This is a genomic window from uncultured Muriicola sp. (assembly GCF_947258935.1).
Lineage (GTDB): Bacteria > Bacteroidota > Bacteroidia > Flavobacteriales > Flavobacteriaceae > Muriicola.
This window is the reverse complement of the sequence record NZ_CAMYKH010000007.1, coordinates 56010-71948: the sequence shown is the minus strand read 5'-3', so window position 1 is coordinate 71948 and position 15939 is coordinate 56010. Positions and strand designations below refer to the sequence as shown.

Below are 15939 nucleotides of genomic sequence, written 5' to 3'. Positions count from 1 at the left end.
CAAGATTTTAAATTTATTTTACCATTTCGTAACTGCGTTTAATGAAGTTGGTTAAAGCTTCACCTTTTAAAAGGCCTTTGGAGAGTCTGGCAAGATCTAGCGACTGATTAATGAGTCGTTCTCTTTTCTTGGCAGTTTTAGTATTCAATATCTCTCCAACAAGCTCATGATTGGTATTCACCACCAGATTGAACATGTCTGGCATACTTCCCATACCCATCATTCCTCCACCGGTTTGCTGCATCTCCTTCATTCTGCGCATAAATTCCGGCTCAGTAATAATAAAAGGGGCAGCATGGCTATCCATAGGTTCCAGTTGAACGGTATACCCTTTTTCGCCCACTGCTTCTTCTATTTGAGTCTTGAGTTTCTCATTTTCTTCGTCTGAGAGTTTACTGATCTGAGTTTCCTCTTTTTTGATCAGGTTTTCCAGATGATCGGCATCTACCCTGGCGAAGGATACTTTTTCCTTGGAAGTTTCAAGTTTTTGAAGCAGGTGCCCTACGATTGGAGAATCCATTAGCAATACTTCATAACCTTTGGCTTTTGCAGCTTCAATATAGCTGTGTTGTGCTTCTTTGTCACTAGCATACAACACAACTAGCTTATCGTCTTTATCCGTTTGTAAAGCCGATGTCTTTTCTTTTAGCTCCTCAAAGGTGAAATAACTTCCATCCACAGTTGGGTAGAGAGCAAAAGCATCCGCTTTTTCGAAGAATTTATCTTCAGAAAGCATTCCGTATTCAATGACGATCTTAATATCGTTCCATTTAGCTTCAAAATCTTCACGATTCTCTTTAAAAAGAGAGGCTAGTTTATCTGCCACTTTTCTTGAGATATAAGATGAGATCTTTTTTACAGCCCCGTCGGCCTGCAAATACGAGCGGGAAACATTTAACGGAATATCCGGAGAGTCGATCACTCCTCGCAGCATCGTAAGGAATTCCGGTACAATTCCTTCCACATTATCTGTAACAAATACCTGATTCTGATAGAGCTGTATCCTGTCTTTCTGAATATTCAGATCGTTGGTTAGCTTCGGAAAGTATAGGATCCCTGTTAGATTAAAAGGATAATCTACATTGAGATGTATATTAAAAAGGGGTTCTTCAAACTGCATTGGATACAGTTCCCTGTAAAAGGACTTATAGTCTTCCTCTTTTAGTTCCGTAGGCTTTTTGGTCCAGGCAGGGTTTGGATTATTGATGATATCATCTACCTCTTTAGTAGGAGCCGGATCTTCTTCTTTAGCTCCTTTAGGTTTAGGGAGGGTTTCTGTACGGGTCCCAAACTTAATAGGGATAGGCATGAATTTATTGTACTTGCTGAGCAACTCCCTGATACGTTGTTCTTCCAGGAATTCTGTGGAATCATCTGCAATGTGCAATATGATCTCAGTTCCACGAGATTCCTTTTTCCCTTTCTTCAAACTGAATTCCGGAGAACCGTCACAGCTCCAATGTGCCGCCGGTTCATCTTTATAGCTTTTGGTGAGGATCTCAACCTTTTTGGCAACCATAAATGAGGAATAGAACCCAAGGCCAAAATGTCCGATGATCCCTGAATCTTTCCCGGCGTCCTTGTATTTATCCAAAAATTCTTCAGCACCTGAAAAGGCTACCTCGTTGATATATTTTTTTACCTCTTCCTGGGTCATCCCAATCCCCTCATCAATGAAATGAAGTTTTTTGCCCTTCTTGTCTATCTTCACTTCTATCTTGGGATTGCCGTATTCCACTTTTACTTCGCCAATAGAACTTAGGTGTTTTAGTTTAAGCGTTGCATCTGTTGCATTCGATATTAATTCTCTTAGGAATATTTCATGGTCACTGTACAAGAATTTTTTAATAAGCGGAAAAATATTCTCTACAGAAACATTGATCTTACCTGTTGCCATTTTTATTATTTTTTAGTTAACTCCTTTGTAAGGTCAAAAAAAGTACCATAGCTGATCAGTGTGACAAACTGGCACACATTTTTATCTTCTTTCTAAGTAAAGCAAAACTTTAACATATTATTTTGTTTAATAAATATGATTAATAATTAAACATTAGTTATATTTGTTTTGTGATTACGAAAAGATCATTGCTATGAAAAAGTAAAATTGATTTTAGTAATCAGTTTGTTTATTAATTGGTTAGGTTGTTAGAAAGCGTGTTTTCACTTGGAAACACGCTTTTTTAATTCAGGCGTTTTATTCGCATATTTTTAACAGTTAAATGTTTATAAAATAGTATTTTTACATAAACAAAAAATAACGATATGGCAGCCAAAAAAGCTACTGCAATTTCTATTAAGGATCAGATTATTTCAGGGTACATGACATATGTCCTGGAACATGAAAAAGTACCTGCTTCTGTCTATAAGTTTTGTAAGTCCATTGACGTCACAGAAGACCAATTCTACGGTCACTTTGGTTCTATAGAGAATCTTCAGAAAAGTATCTGGGATACTTTTTTTGAGAAAACCCAAAAACTCATGGAGAAGAATAAGGAGTTTGATAGTTTTTCCAACAAAGACAAGATGCTTACTTTCTTTTTTACCTTCTTTGAAATGCTGACGCTCAATAGAAGTTATGTGTTGTTCACTCTCAATCAACAAGGTTTTATGCTCAAGAAAATGGGGCAATTAAAGAGTTTGCGAAAACACATCAAAGGTTTTGCGGCAGAACTTATTGATGAGGGCAATGAAACTAAGTCGTTTAAGATCTCTAAACACAATCCTTCCTTATTCTCCGAAGGAGCCTGGTTCCAATTCCTGTTTCTTTTAAAATTTTGGCGTGATGACTCATCCCCTTCATTCGAGAAAACAGACATCGCCATAGAAAAGTCGGTCCAAACAATTTTTGATGTCTTTGATAACACCCCCCTGGACAGTATAATCGACTTTGGTAAGTTCCTCTACAAAGAAAACATGGGATAGGAATTAAATTTTAAAAAGTACAAATTGCTATGAAAACACTGGATAAGATCCCTACCGGAAAAATTGAGAGAGCTGGTAAATTAGTTAAGACCGGTGTGAAAGTTGGTGGTAATTACGTAAAATATTATAGTAAAAAGCTGGTGAATTCTGAGCTTACACGCGATGAACTAAATGAAAATAACGCCTCAGACATCTATGACGGTTTAAAAAGTATGAAGGGAAGTGCCCTTAAAGTGGCTCAAATGCTCAGTATGGATAAAAACCTGTTGCCAAGGGCCTATGTGGAGCGTTTTTCATTAGCACAATTTTCTGTACCTCCATTGTCGGCTCCCCTTGTGAGAAAGACCTTTAAGAAATATCTGGGATCCTTTCCCGAAGAAGTGTTTGATACGTTTGAAAAAGATTCAATCAACGCTGCCAGCATAGGTCAGGTTCACAGGGCCGAGAAAAACGGTAAGAAACTTGCCGTAAAAATCCAATATCCGGGAGTGGCTCAGAGTATTTCTTCAGATCTGGCTCTGGTTAAACCTATAGCCACGCGTATGTTTAACCTTCAAGGGAAAGATTCCGAAAAATACTTCCAGGAAGTAGAGAATAAGTTGCTCGAAGAGACCAACTATATTCTGGAACTTCAACAAAGCAAAGAAATTTCGGATGCTTGCGGTCACCTCCAGAATCTTGAGTTTCCTCATTACTATGAGGACCTTTCCAGTGATCGGATCATTACTATGGACTGGATGAATGGCACACATTTAAGTGAGTTCACTCAAAGGCCGTTTTCGAAAGAAGTTGGAGATAAGTTAGGTCAGACCTTATGGGATTTTTATATGTATCAAATGCATGGACTTCGTAAGGTACATGCAGATCCACATCCGGGTAATTTTTTGGTGAGTGAAAACAATTCTCTAATAGCGATCGATTTTGGTTGTATCAAAGAAGTGCCGGATGAATTCTATATCCCTTATTTTGAATTAGCAAGGACAGAGGTAATTGAGAATGATGCCTTATTTGAAGAGAAACTGTATGAATTAGAGATTCTAACTCCTCGCGATACAGAAGAAGAGCGAATATTTTTTAAAGCCTTGTTCAAGGAATTATTGACGCTTTTCACCTTACCCTTTAACCAGGAACATTTCAATTTTGGATCCGATACTTTTTGGGAACGCATTGCAGATCTCAGTCAGCGGTATTCTAAGGATGAACATATTCGAAAGATGAATGGAAATAGAGGATCTCGCCATTTTCTTTATATAAACAGAACATTTTTTGGCTTGTATAACCTCCTGCACGATCTTAAAGCCGAAGTGGAGGTTAACGCCTACCATAAATATTTGTAATAAAAGTTTAGCGGGTCCCTTCTTCAGTATTGCTGCCTTTATTCTTTACGTATTTTTCAAGCCACTGATCTTGTTCCCATAAAAGATGAAGAACACTCTCTTTCGCACGATATCCATGACTTTCCTTTGGAAGCATTACCAGTCTTACCGTGGCGCCAAGTCCTTTCAATGCATTAAAATATCGTTCGCTCTGCATAGGATACGTCCCTGAATTATTATCTGCCACCCCATGTACCATTAAAAGAGGGGTCTTCATTTTATCGGCATGCATAAAAGGAGACATGGTGTAATAGATCTCTGGTGCTTCCCAGTAGTTCCGTTCTTCTCTTTGAAAGCCGAATGGAGTAAGAGTTCTGTTATACGCTCCACTTCGTGCAATCCCCGCGGCAAAAAGATTGGAGTGAGATAACAAATTAGCTACCATAAACGCCCCGTAACTATGGCCTCCAACCGCCACACGTTCTCTGTCAATATAGCCCATAGCATCTACCGCATCTATGGCAGCTTTGGCATTGGCAACCAATTGTGCTCTAAAAGTGTCATTGGGTTGTTCTTCCTCTTCACCAATTATAGGAAAGGCGGCATCATCTAATACTACATATCCTTTGGTTACCCAATAAACCGGAGACCCCCAGGATGGATACGTGAATTCATTCGGGTTTTGTGTATTCTGAGAAGCACTGTTCTTGTCTTTGTATTCTCTTGGGTACGCCCATAGAATCATAGGCATTTTCTCCCCTGAATTCTTATCATAACCAACAGGTAGATACAAGGTTCCATTCAACTCTAATCCATCTTCCCGGGTATATGAGATAACTTCTTTGTGAACATCCTCAATGCTTTTGAACGGATTCTCAAAGAATGTTAATTGGGTAGGTCCTTTTCGTTTTTTCAGATGTTTAAAATAGTAGTTTGGATACATGCTTTTAGATTCAATGCTAACCAGCAACTCGTCCTTCAGTACGTTATAATCTTTAAAATCTTCTTTTTTATCGGACAGCTTAGATTGGTATAGTCTCACAGTTTCAAGCGAACTCAGATTTAATTGATCCACAAATGGGAACTGCCCTTTTTCCGAGTACCCGTCACCAAGGAGAAAAGCATTGTTCTTATTGTCTAATGATAATACCATGCTGCCATTTTTGTTGCGTTTCATTACAAAATTCCCGGGATTACTGTAGACATCCTGATAATTTCGGTCATAGATTATGGAGGGTTGTTTTTCAGGACTGGAGGGATCAAAGACATAAGTCTTGGTATTCCGTGTATTCCACCAATAATCAGTAGCAATAGCCACATTTTCTGTTCCCCAGTTTACAGAGTTAAATCTGTTAATAGTTTTCAGAATTAGATCCCCTTTACCTGAGAAAGGTGCATCTAGTTGGTAAACGGCATCTCTGTAGGGTACTTCAATATTTGGGTCACCCTCATCCAATGCCTCCACGTAGATTAGTGTTGCATCGAGGTCGGCGCGCCAGCTAATTTCCCGCATTCCTTTTCGCTCTGCCATAAAACCCTTAGGGAGATCCTCGATTAATGGAACTTCCAATAGGGTAGATACCAAATCCCCTTGCTGTGTATAAATAGACGTTGTTGATGGAAATCGATAGTAGGGTACCAGGTACGAAAAAGGATGTTCAACAGTAAGGACCATTACATAGGATCCATCCGGAGAAAAACTAATATTTCTATACATGGCTGCGGGTTTCCATAAGGATATGGAACCATCAAGAGTTACTTTATACAGTTCAGATAAGGCCAATTGCTGAAAGTTGAATTCATCCCCAGGGTTGGTCAGAAGGTCTTGGTATGTCCTGTTTTGGGCTTTCTTCCCATCGTTTGTTGAGATAGTTGGGCCTTCCGGTATTGCCTCAGCCTGATCGATGAGGTCCTTTCTGGAATCGGGAAGCATTTTAACCAAAAGAGCATCGCCGCTTTTGAACCAGTTAATAACATCTCCAAGATTGGCATTCACCCTGGCATCGGTGAGCTTTTGTACCCTGGCAGAAGTAATATCAAGGACCCAGATTTCGACACCTTTTGTAGTAGTGTTTGTAACAGCTACTTTGGATTCATCAGGGGAGAAACTGAAATTAGCCAAACGCGGATTTTCGGGCAGACCTGTTACTTGTATTACTTCCTTACCTGAGGTAGATTTTATTTTGATGTTAGTATAGTAATTGGTTCGGCTGCCAATATTAGTAACAGGGTTGATCCGTAACCCCGCCAGGCGCAACTCCGTTTCAGATAGTTCCTGAATACTCTTGTAGGGATCTCTATAGAGCAATAGCATATAATCTCCATTATCTGTGACCCTAACAGTTGGCGCTAAAGGGGCATTGACCAACTCCAGTATTTCTTGAGAAGGTTGTTGGTATGTCAGTTTTTCCTGTGCTGATCCGATGGTCAGGAAAAAGGTGAAAAGTACTGGGATAAATGATCTCGAAAAGGTATATACTCGTTTCATTTTTATGATTTTGAAGAGAGGTAAGTTACTACAAATACCTCTGAATATCAAAGTGTCCAATAGAGAAATGGCAGCTCTTAGATTTAAAGGGCATATTCTTTTGTGGATTTACTAGGAAGGCTTCCTGAGAATAGGTATTTTAGGATTACGAAACTAAACAAAGGTCGAAAGGTACCCTCTTTGGTCTTAGAAGAAAATCTACCATTTATGTATAATTCAAGAATATCGGGTCTTGGCTTTTATGTGCCAGATAATGTGGTGACTAACGAAGATCTATCCAAACTGATGGATACTAACGATGCCTGGATACAGGAACGCACCGGTATCAAGGAACGCAGGCACGTAGTTAAAGGGAAGGATACCACAACTATCATGGGCGTAAAAGCTGCCAAAATTGCTATTGAAAGAGCGGGTATTGATAAGGATGACATCGATTTTATTGTCTTTGCCACCCTAAGTCCGGATTATTATTTTCCCGGGGCGGGGGTTTTGGTGCAACGAGATCTGGATATTAAAACTGTAGGAGCTCTAGATGTGAGAAATCAATGTTCTGGTTTTGTATATGCTATTTCCATAGCCGACCAATATATCAAAAGTGGGATGTACAAGAATATTCTGGTGATAGGGTCAGAATTGCATTCCGGAGGACTCGACTTTACAACACGCGGTAGGGGAGTGTCAGTGATTTTTGGTGATGGGGCCGGGGCAGCAATCCTAACGCGCGAAGAGGATCCTAAAAAAGGGATACTGTCTACGCATTTACATTCGGAAGGCCAGTATGCAGAAGAACTCTCCCTCCTTGCACCAGGTATTGGGCATCGATGGGTATCGGATATTTTGAAGGACAACGATCCTGATGATGTGTCGTATTACCCTTATATGAATGGACAATTGGTATTTAAGAATGCTGTGGTGCGTTTCTCAGAGGTCATTATGGAAGGGCTCAAAAAGAATAAATTAGATGTAAAGGATATTGATATGCTGATCCCTCACCAGGCCAATCTTCGTATCTCTCAGTTCATCCAAAGGAAATTTGGGTTGTCTGATGATCAGGTATACAATAATATCATGAATTACGGTAATACCACCGCGGCCTCTATTCCTATTGCTTTAACTGAAGCCTGGGAAAAAGATAGAATCAAAGAAGGTGACCTGGTAGTGCTAGCGGCCTTTGGAAGTGGATTTACCTGGGGAAGTGTTATTATGCGCTGGTAAAGCAATGTACCCATTAGAACCTTCTAGTGGAAACATCTCGAGCAGAAAACATGGTCCGATTGACAAATTTATATTTAAGTATTCACTGAGATCCAACAGACTTAAATAAGAAACCCCGATGGTTGCATCGAGGTTTCTACCATTGTTAAGCTGCACTAAACACTAACCATTAACTAAAATACAGCGTCCCAATGAATGCGTTATATTCTAATACAAGAGACGAGAATTATTGCAATACGTTACAGTACTTAACACACTTTAACATCCCTTTCAGCTTATGAAAAAGACCTTGGTATTCGGAGCTTCTTTAAAACCATCCAGATATAGCTATATTGCTATTAAAAGACTGGTGGAAGCATCAGTGAAAACCGTAGCCTTCGGTGCAAAAGAAGGTAGCGTGGCAGGTGTTAAAATTTTGAAAAGGTTCGATACGTTTAATGATATAGATACCATTACTCTTTATTTAAACCCTAATAGGCAAAAAGTCTATTACAACATTATCATTGGCCTAAAACCCAGAAGGGTCATTTTTAATCCCGGTACAGAGAATCCTGAATTTTACGAGCTACTTCGGAAAGCAGGTATTGAAGTTGAAATTGCATGCACGCTTGTACTGCTGGCTACCGGGCAGTATAATTAGCCAGATCTTATTTTTTTCTTCGGATCAACAACAACCCTAAAAAGGTTAACAGACCATTGACCGGTAAGAGCTCATAACCCACCTGATAACCCCCAAGTGCTTCAGCCGGCAGGTTTGCCACCAGCATAATGATCAGCACACAGCCAATGGCCACTACCCAGCTTAATTTGTCCTTAATTTTGTATTTGGTACAGATACCAAAGGCAAACAGCCCCAATAATGGGCCATAGGTATAGGTAGCCACGGTAAGCAATCCGTCTATGACATTCCGGTCCAAAATGTACTTAAAGCTGATCACCACCAATACCAGGAGAACACTCATCCCAATATGCACCCTTTTGCGCAGCTGCTTTTGTTTGTGTTGCTCTTTTTTATCAATACCCAAAAAGTCCACACAAAAAGAGGTGGTAAGAGATGTTAAGGCACTGTCTGCACTGCTATAGGCAGCGGCAATCAAACCAAGAATAAACGTACTGGCTACAATACTGCCCAAGCCACTATTTAAGGCTATCTCAGGAAATAGGAGATCAGATTTTGGTGCACCATCCATCAAAGGGATGGCAACTTCAAAGCGTTGGGCATAAATGAACAACAAGGCTCCAAGCAATAAAAAGACAAAGTTCACCAGGATCAGGATCACACTAAACGAAACCATGTTTTTTTGGGCATCTTTTAAGTTCCGGCAGGTTAGATTTTTTTGCATCATGTCCTGGTCGAGCCCCGTCATACAGATGGTAATAAACATTCCACCCAGGAAGGATTTTACAAAATGATTCTTGGCATAGAAATCATCAGTAAAAAAAATAGTGCTGTACTCTTTTAGTTCTTCAGAACTAAGAAATTCGGTAAAACTCCACCCTAATTTTTGATTAATAAAATAGATAGATAACCCCACTGAGACCAGCATGAAGAGGGTTTGCAATGTATCTGTCCAGACAATGGTCTTAATTCCTCCCCTAAAAGTGTAGATCCAGATCAATAAAATAGAAAGAACAACAGTGAGTTCAAATGGTACATTCCATGCGTCAAAGACAAACTGTTGTAAGACTATTGCCACCAGGAACAATCTGAAGGAAGCACCAAGAACCCTGGAAATAAAGAAAGACAATGCCCCTATCTTGTAACTAACAGGACCAAAACGATCTTGTAAGTATTCGTAAATGGAAGTAACATTAAGGCGATAATATATAGGTAAAAGCACAAAGGCAATGACGAAATACCCAAACAAGTAGCCAAAAACTACTTGCATATAACTGAAATCTGAAGACTCTACCCAGCCGGGAACGGATATAAAAGTAACGCCAGACAAGGAGGCTCCTATCATTCCAAAGGCCACAACAAACCAGGGCGACTGCTTCCCTGCCTTAAAAAAATCGGCATTGGAATCATTTCGTCCGGTGACGTAAGATATAAGAACCAGGACCAGGAAATAGGCGCCTATAAGCAGCAGAATGTAGGAGGCTGTCATTCAAATTAATTTCCCGTCCAAAGTACAAAAAGTAAAAATAGTACGTAATTTTGCCCGTATGGAATTTTCTTCAAAGCTTCTGGAAAACGCAGTATACGAAATGTCTCAATTACCTGGGATAGGGAAAAGAACGGCCTTGAGATTGGTACTGCATCTTTTGAAGCAACCTGCTTCTCAGACAGATAGATTGGCACGCTCCTTAGAATCTTTGCGCAACCAAATAAAATTCTGCAGCAATTGTCATAATATCTCAGATGTTGCCCTTTGTGAGATCTGTGCGAATCCTAAAAGAGATACAAGTTTGGTTTGTGTGGTTGAGGACATTCGCGATGTTATGGCCATTGAGAATACGAGTCAATACAATGGGTTGTATCATGTGCTGGGAGGGAAGATCTCACCTATGGAAGGAATTGGCCCACAAGATCTTAGCATTAATTCACTGGTTGAAAAAGTTAAAAGCGGTACCATCAAGGAGCTTATCTTTGCTATGAGTTCAACTATGGAAGGCGACACCACGAATTTTTATATTTTTAAACAAATACAGGACCTGGAGGTAAATACCTCAACCATTGCAAGAGGAATTTCAGTTGGAGATGAGTTGGAATATGCTGATGAGATTACCCTTGGGCGAAGCATCATCAATAGGATCCCCTTTGAGAATTCCCTAAAGGCACAATGATAGAACTGTATGGAAAATTTAAAAAATAGTCCATAAATTTAGTATTTTTGCAAAAATATAGTACTTAATAAGGCGGTTAATAAGAATATGTCAAAGTTTGAATTGAAATTACCTCAGATGGGTGAAAGCGTTGCGGAAGCGACCTTAACTTCTTGGCTTAAGGAAGTAGGAGATACTATTGAATTGGATGAGGCAGTTTTTGAGATTGCGACCGATAAAGTAGATTCTGAAGTGCCAAGTGAGGTGGAAGGTGTTCTGTTAGAAAGACTTTTTGAAGTAGACGATGTCATTAAAGTGGGACAGACAGTAGCCGTTATTGAGGTTGAGGGAACTGAATCTTCTTCTCCGGAACCCGTTGTGGAGGTAAAGCAAACAGATGAGGTTGTTCCCGAAGCTGCATTGTCCACCATTGAAAAGCAAATGGTAAGCGCCAAAGAAACGGTTGCGGCACCCGTTGCAGATTACGGGGCATCAGAACGTTTTTATTCCCCACTGGTTAAAAACATTGCCAAACAAGAACAGATACCCTTTGAGGAACTAGAATCTATTGCAGGCTCTGGCCTTGAAGGCAGAGTTACCAAGAATGATATTCTGGCGTATCTGGAAAACAGACGTAATGGAGGTGCTGTAAAACAACCCATTACAACCCCGGTCATTGAGGAAAAGGAAACCGCTATACCTTCTGCTCCACAACTCACAGAAACTCCTCATAAAGTTACCACTGCTCAGTCAGTCACTGGGGATGAGGTAATCCCAATGACCCGTATGGGCAAGCTTGTTGCTCAACATATGACTAATAGTATTGCAACCTCGGCACATGTTCAGAGTTTTATTGAAGTAGATGTGACCAAAGTGGTTAGCTGGAGAAATAAAATAAAGGATGTTTTTGAGAAACGGGAAGGGGAGAAGCTCACTTTTACACCTATTTTTATTGAAGCGGTGGCCAAGGCCTTAAAGAAATTCCCAATGGTGAATATTTCCGTTGAGGGCGATACCGTAATTAAAAAGAAGAACATCAATATTGGGATGGCTGCTGCCCTTCCCGATGGAAATCTTATTGTGCCTGTCATTAAGAATGCAGACCAGTTGAATTTGGTAGGTATGGCCAAAGTTGTAAACGATCTTGCCAATAGATCACGCAACAATGCCCTAAAACCCGATGAAATTAAAGAAGGGACCTATACGGTGACAAACGTTGGAACCTTTGGAAGTGTTTTTGGTACTCCTATCATTAATCAGCCGCAAGTTGCGATCCTGGCACTGGGAGCCATACGCAAAGTACCTGCCGTTATTGAGACAGCTGAAGGCGATTTTATAGGGATTCGCAGTAAAATGTTTCTTTCGCATAGCTATGATCACCGGGTAGTAAATGGGGCGTTGGGAGGCATGTTTGTAAAAGCAGTAGCCGATTATCTCGAGAACTGGGACATCAACCGGGATATTTAGTTCATATAAACAAGGCCTCTTATTTATCTCACCTGCGGTATATAATTTAATAAAATGGAATTAAACCTTAGCAAACCTATTTGCTTCTTCGATCTTGAAACTACAGGCACTAACGTGGCAAAAGACAGGATCGTAGAAATATCTATCCTTAAAATATCGCCCAATGGGGAAAAGGAACACCGTACCTGGCTAGTAAATCCGGAATGTGAGATCCCTGCAGTAGTAGTGGCTATACATGGTATTTCAAACGAAAAGGTGGCTAACGAACCAACTTTCAAGGCCTTGTCCAAAGAGATCTATCAGTTTATAAAAGATAGTGATCTGGCAGGATTTAATTCTGACCGTTTTGATATTCCTCTCCTAGCCGAAGAAATGCTAAGAGCCGATATTGATTTTGATATGAAGAGTATGGTATCTGTAGATGTTCAGACTATTTTCCATAAAATGGAACAGCGAACTCTCTCTGCAGCATACAAATTCTATTGTGATAAAGATCTGACCGATGCACACAGTGCCAAGGCAGATACTGAAGCCACCTATGAAGTGTTGCTATCTCAGTTAGAACGTTATCCGGAACTGGAAAACAACATAAAAAAACTTGCTGCATTTTCTACACACAAACGGAGCGTAGATTTTGCTGGCTTTATTGGCTTGGATGAAGATGAGGAGGAGATCTTCACCTTTGGGAAACATAAAGGAAAAAAGGTGAGACTTGTTTTAGAGGAGGAGCCGGGTTATTTTGGTTGGATACTGAATGCCGATTTCCCCTTGTATACCAAAAAGGTCCTCACACAAATAAAATTGAGCAAGCTCAATAACAAACTTTAATAGAAATTAAGCGTATAGGCAATGAAAATTATCTGTATTGGACGCAATTATGCAGAGCATATAAAGGAATTGTCTAATGAACGGCCAACAGACCCGGTCGTTTTTATCAAGCCAGATTCTGCTGTGTTGCCAAAAGATCAGGATTTTTATATTCCGGAATTCTCACAGGATATCCATTATGAAGTTGAAGTTCTGGTAAAGATCAAAAAAGTGGGTAAGCACATTGATCCAAAGTTTGCCCACAAATATTACGATGAAATAGGTCTGGGAATTGATTTTACTGCCAGGGACCTTCAGGCTCAGTTAAAAGAGAAAGGACTGCCCTGGGAAAAGGCTAAAGGATTTGATGGCGCAGCAGTTATTGGTAAATGGGTTCCAAAAGCAGATTTCAAGGACTTAAAGAACCTCCATTTTACCTTAACCAAAAACGATGAGCTGGTTCAGAATGGTGATACGGCACAAATGCTTTGGACGATTGACGAACTTATTGGGTATGTGTCCAAATTCTTTACTTTAAAAAAAGGGGATGTACTCTTTACAGGTACCCCGGCGGGTGTTGGCAGAGTAAGTCCAAATGACTACCTTTCGGGAAGTTTGGAAGGGAAAGAATTATTGCGCTTAAAAATTAAATAGATGATCTATAGTCTTGATAAATTAAATGAGATGGCAGATGGTGACGAAGACTTCGTACTATCGGTGATTACCGTATTCCTGGAAGAAGTTCCACAGGATCTTGAAGATCTTGAAAAGGCCATTGAGGAAGGAAATTACGAAAATGTATATCAGCTTGCTCATAAAATAAAGCCTAATGTAGACCTGCTTGGGATGGAACAAACCCGGGCCATTGCATTGGAAATTGAAACACTTGGAAAAAGTGCTGAGAACAAAGACCAGATAGAAACCAAATTCCCGGTATTAAAACAAGATATCCTTCAGGTCATTTCGGAACTTGGAAAAGATTTTGACGTTTAATGTTTGCTGAAATTATTACTATTGGCGATGAGATCCTCATTGGTCAGATCATAGATACCAATTCCGCTTTTATTGCAAATGAACTCAATAAAATAGGAATTTCTGTATACCAGATTACTTCTGTTCAAGATGACAAGGCTCATATTCTGGATGCCTTGAAAGAGGCGCGGTCCAGGGCCCAGATCGTTTTTATCACAGGGGGTCTTGGTCCTACCAAGGACGATATCACCAAACATACATTTTGTGAATTCTTTAATGATACCCTCATCCAGAATGGCGAGGTGCTAGCACATATAGAAACGCTTTTTAAAAAGTACATATCAACGCCAATTTCAGACATCAACAGAGATCAGGCCCTTGTTCCTTCCAAAGCCCATATTTTGCACAATAATTTTGGAACTGCACCCGGAATGTGGATGGAAGAAGATGACAGTGTCTTTATATCCATGCCCGGCGTTCCTTATGAAATGAAAGATCTGATGGCGAAGCAGGTACTTCCAAAACTCGTAAAGAAATATAAAAGACCCTTTATTATTCATAAGACCATAATGACATATGGGTTAGGGGAGAGTGCCATCGCAGAACGCATTGCCACCGTGGAAGATAGTTTGCCGAGCTTTATAAAACTAGCTTATTTGCCAAATCTGGGAAAGGTGAGGTTACGCCTTACTGCAAAAGGAGTAGAGAAGGAAGTGCTCGAAAATGGGATCAAAGCCGTTTCTTCAGAACTTTATGAACTCATAGGAGATATTATCACAGGAGAAGAGGAAGAAGGAACCATAGAAGCGGTTGTTGGAAAATTCCTAACAGCAAAAAAACTCACGATGGCCACAGCAGAGAGTTTTACAGGGGGCAAGATCGCTGAACAGATCACTTCCGTTCCGGGAGCTTCTGCCTATTTTGTTGGGAGTTTGGTATGCTACGCTACCAGGACCAAAGTTGACGTTCTAAAGGTCCCTGAGAAATTAATTAAAAAGCATTCCGTGGTAAGCGCAGAAGTTGCAGCTGCCATGGCCAATAATATACGGGAAATGATGAAGGCAGATTTTGGAGTGGCCACAACAGGAAATGCCGGTCCAACTAAAGGCGATTCTGAGGCACCAATTGGAACAGTATATATAGCCATAGCCTCTGAAAAAGGGGTGCAAGTACAGGAGTTTTCCATGGGAAACCACCGCACAAGGATCGTACAAAAAGGGGTTCATAAGGCCTTGGAAATGTTGCAGAAAGAAATTTTAAAATTCTAAAAAAGATTTTTGTGCTTCCGTTAAAATGACGTAAATTTGCATCCTGTTTAAAACAAAGTAAATAAGAGCACCATGTCTAAAGTTTGCGAAATTACTGGAAAGAGGGCGATGTTCGGAAATAACGTTTCCTTTTCGATGAATAAAACGAGAAGGAGATTTGACGTAAATCTTTCTAAGAAGAGGTTTTATATTCCTGAGGAAGATCGTTGGATTACATTGAAAGTTTCTGCAAGGGCTCTTAAAAGTATCCACAAAAAAGGAATTTCTGCGGTGTTGAAAGAGGCACGTAAGAATGGAATACTGAAGTAAGCCAAATAAATAATACATCATGGCAAAAAAAGGAAATAGGGTTCAGGTAATTTTGGAATGCACAGAGCACAAAGAATCTGGTATGCAAGGTACTTCCAGGTACATAACCACCAAGAACAAAAAGAATACGCCCGATAGGTTGGAGATTAAGAAATTTAATCCCATCCTGAAAAGAATGACTGTTCATAAAGAGATAAAGTAATACATCATGGCAAAGAAGACCGTAGCAACCCTCCAGGGAAGTTCAAAAAGACTAACTAAAGCTATCAAAATGGTAAAATCACCTAAAAGTGGTGCTTATACCTTTGTTGAATCAGTAATGTCACCGGAAATGGTAAACGAATGGTTAGCTAAAAAATAGCAACCATTATTCATAATAAATAAGCTGCTATCCCAGGATAGCGGCTTT

Annotated in this window: 16 protein-coding genes; 13 read left to right on the top strand and 3 right to left on the bottom strand. The window is 40.0% G+C overall.

Annotated elements, in window-relative coordinates; all coding sequences use genetic code 11:
• Positions 1-13: 13 nt before the first annotated feature.
• Entirely contained in the window at positions 14-1897 is a 1884-nt protein-coding gene (htpG, locus tag Q0X72_RS02305) for a molecular chaperone HtpG (RefSeq protein WP_297761471.1), read from the bottom strand.
• A gap of 365 nt (positions 1898-2262) precedes the next feature.
• Here htpG and Q0X72_RS02300 point away from each other — a divergent pair, with 365 nt between their 5' ends.
• Positions 2263-2922 carry a TetR family transcriptional regulator C-terminal domain-containing protein gene (locus tag Q0X72_RS02300; protein ID WP_297761468.1) on the top strand — a complete coding sequence of 220 codons (660 nt, stop codon included), beginning with the start codon at positions 2263-2265 and terminating at the stop codon, positions 2920-2922.
• Between the two features lie 29 nt (positions 2923-2951).
• Entirely contained in the window at positions 2952-4259 is a 1308-nt protein-coding gene (locus tag Q0X72_RS02295; RefSeq protein ID WP_297761465.1) for an AarF/UbiB family protein, read from the top strand.
• A gap of 7 nt (positions 4260-4266) precedes the next feature.
• On the opposite strand, the gene Q0X72_RS02290 is transcribed toward Q0X72_RS02295, so the two are convergent.
• Positions 4267-6726 (bottom strand): prolyl oligopeptidase family serine peptidase, encoded by a 2460-nt coding sequence (locus tag Q0X72_RS02290; RefSeq protein ID WP_297761462.1) that lies wholly within the window; start codon positions 6724-6726, stop codon positions 4267-4269.
• 207 nt (positions 6727-6933) lie between these two features.
• On the opposite strand from Q0X72_RS02290, the gene Q0X72_RS02285 reads away from it, so the two are divergent.
• A complete protein-coding gene (locus tag Q0X72_RS02285) occupies positions 6934-7941 on the top strand; it encodes a 3-oxoacyl-ACP synthase III family protein (protein WP_297761460.1) in 1008 nt (335 codons plus the stop codon).
• A gap of 277 nt (positions 7942-8218) precedes the next feature.
• Positions 8219-8581, top strand: coding sequence for a CoA-binding protein (locus Q0X72_RS02280; RefSeq protein ID WP_297761457.1), 363 nt, complete (start codon positions 8219-8221; stop codon positions 8579-8581).
• A 7-nt stretch (positions 8582-8588) separates the two neighbouring features.
• Here Q0X72_RS02280 and Q0X72_RS02275 read toward each other — a convergent pair whose 3' ends face one another.
• The gene (locus Q0X72_RS02275) at positions 8589-10049 is read right to left on the bottom strand and encodes a sodium:solute symporter (protein ID WP_297761455.1); all 1461 of its coding nucleotides are present in this window, start codon (positions 10047-10049) and stop codon (positions 8589-8591) included.
• A 58-nt stretch (positions 10050-10107) separates the two neighbouring features.
• Here Q0X72_RS02275 and recR point away from each other — a divergent pair, with 58 nt between their 5' ends.
• From recR to Q0X72_RS02230, 9 genes are all read left to right on the top strand, one after another.
• The gene (gene recR / locus Q0X72_RS02270) at positions 10108-10728 is read left to right on the top strand and encodes a recombination mediator RecR (RefSeq protein WP_297761452.1); all 621 of its coding nucleotides are present in this window, start codon (positions 10108-10110) and stop codon (positions 10726-10728) included.
• Positions 10729-10815: 87 nt separating this feature from the next.
• Entirely contained in the window at positions 10816-12174 is a 1359-nt protein-coding gene (locus Q0X72_RS02265) for a dihydrolipoamide acetyltransferase family protein (protein ID WP_297761450.1), read from the top strand.
• Positions 12175-12228: 54 nt separating this feature from the next.
• Positions 12229-13002 (top strand): 3'-5' exonuclease, encoded by a 774-nt coding sequence (locus Q0X72_RS02260; protein WP_297761447.1) that lies wholly within the window; start codon positions 12229-12231, stop codon positions 13000-13002.
• A 21-nt stretch (positions 13003-13023) separates the two neighbouring features.
• The gene (locus Q0X72_RS02255) at positions 13024-13635 is read left to right on the top strand and encodes a fumarylacetoacetate hydrolase family protein (RefSeq protein WP_297761444.1); all 612 of its coding nucleotides are present in this window, start codon (positions 13024-13026) and stop codon (positions 13633-13635) included.
• Entirely contained in the window at positions 13636-13974 is a 339-nt protein-coding gene (locus Q0X72_RS02250; protein ID WP_297761441.1) for an Hpt domain-containing protein, read from the top strand.
• Positions 13974-15221: a competence/damage-inducible protein A gene (locus Q0X72_RS02245; protein WP_297761438.1), complete on the top strand. Its 1248-nt coding sequence runs from the start codon at positions 13974-13976 to the stop codon at positions 15219-15221. Before Q0X72_RS02250 ends, Q0X72_RS02245 begins: the two co-directional genes overlap by 1 nt.
• 72 nt (positions 15222-15293) lie before the next feature.
• Positions 15294-15530, top strand: coding sequence for a 50S ribosomal protein L28 (gene rpmB / locus Q0X72_RS02240; RefSeq protein WP_297761435.1), 237 nt, complete (start codon positions 15294-15296; stop codon positions 15528-15530).
• 19 nt (positions 15531-15549) lie between these two features.
• Positions 15550-15732 (top strand): 50S ribosomal protein L33, encoded by a 183-nt coding sequence (gene rpmG, locus Q0X72_RS02235; RefSeq protein ID WP_297761432.1) that lies wholly within the window; start codon positions 15550-15552, stop codon positions 15730-15732.
• A gap of 6 nt (positions 15733-15738) precedes the next feature.
• Positions 15739-15891, top strand: coding sequence for a DUF4295 domain-containing protein (locus Q0X72_RS02230; protein ID WP_297761429.1), 153 nt, complete (start codon positions 15739-15741; stop codon positions 15889-15891).
• The last annotated feature ends 48 nt before the right edge of the window (positions 15892-15939 follow it).

What these genes read in the sequence shown, in the direction of transcription:
- htpG (WP_297761471.1), bottom strand. Translation starts at nt 1,897, where the DNA reads ATGGCAACAGGTAAGATCAATGTTTCTGTAGAGAATATTTTTCCGCTT.
- Q0X72_RS02300 (WP_297761468.1), top strand. Translation starts at nt 2,263, where the DNA reads ATGGCAGCCAAAAAAGCTACTGCAATTTCTATTAAGGATCAGATTATT.
- Q0X72_RS02295 (WP_297761465.1), top strand. Translation starts at nt 2,952, where the DNA reads ATGAAAACACTGGATAAGATCCCTACCGGAAAAATTGAGAGAGCTGGT.
- Q0X72_RS02290 (WP_297761462.1), bottom strand. Translation starts at nt 6,726, where the DNA reads ATGAAACGAGTATATACCTTTTCGAGATCATTTATCCCAGTACTTTTC.
- Q0X72_RS02285 (WP_297761460.1), top strand. Translation starts at nt 6,934, where the DNA reads ATGTATAATTCAAGAATATCGGGTCTTGGCTTTTATGTGCCAGATAAT.
- Q0X72_RS02280 (WP_297761457.1), top strand. Translation starts at nt 8,219, where the DNA reads ATGAAAAAGACCTTGGTATTCGGAGCTTCTTTAAAACCATCCAGATAT.
- Q0X72_RS02275 (WP_297761455.1), bottom strand. Translation starts at nt 10,049, where the DNA reads ATGACAGCCTCCTACATTCTGCTGCTTATAGGCGCCTATTTCCTGGTC.
- recR (WP_297761452.1), top strand. Translation starts at nt 10,108, where the DNA reads ATGGAATTTTCTTCAAAGCTTCTGGAAAACGCAGTATACGAAATGTCT.
- Q0X72_RS02265 (WP_297761450.1), top strand. Translation starts at nt 10,816, where the DNA reads ATGTCAAAGTTTGAATTGAAATTACCTCAGATGGGTGAAAGCGTTGCG.
- Q0X72_RS02260 (WP_297761447.1), top strand. Translation starts at nt 12,229, where the DNA reads ATGGAATTAAACCTTAGCAAACCTATTTGCTTCTTCGATCTTGAAACT.
- Q0X72_RS02255 (WP_297761444.1), top strand. Translation starts at nt 13,024, where the DNA reads ATGAAAATTATCTGTATTGGACGCAATTATGCAGAGCATATAAAGGAA.
- Q0X72_RS02250 (WP_297761441.1), top strand. Translation starts at nt 13,636, where the DNA reads ATGATCTATAGTCTTGATAAATTAAATGAGATGGCAGATGGTGACGAA.
- Q0X72_RS02245 (WP_297761438.1), top strand. Translation starts at nt 13,974, where the DNA reads ATGTTTGCTGAAATTATTACTATTGGCGATGAGATCCTCATTGGTCAG.
- rpmB (WP_297761435.1), top strand. Translation starts at nt 15,294, where the DNA reads ATGTCTAAAGTTTGCGAAATTACTGGAAAGAGGGCGATGTTCGGAAAT.
- rpmG (WP_297761432.1), top strand. Translation starts at nt 15,550, where the DNA reads ATGGCAAAAAAAGGAAATAGGGTTCAGGTAATTTTGGAATGCACAGAG.
- Q0X72_RS02230 (WP_297761429.1), top strand. Translation starts at nt 15,739, where the DNA reads ATGGCAAAGAAGACCGTAGCAACCCTCCAGGGAAGTTCAAAAAGACTA.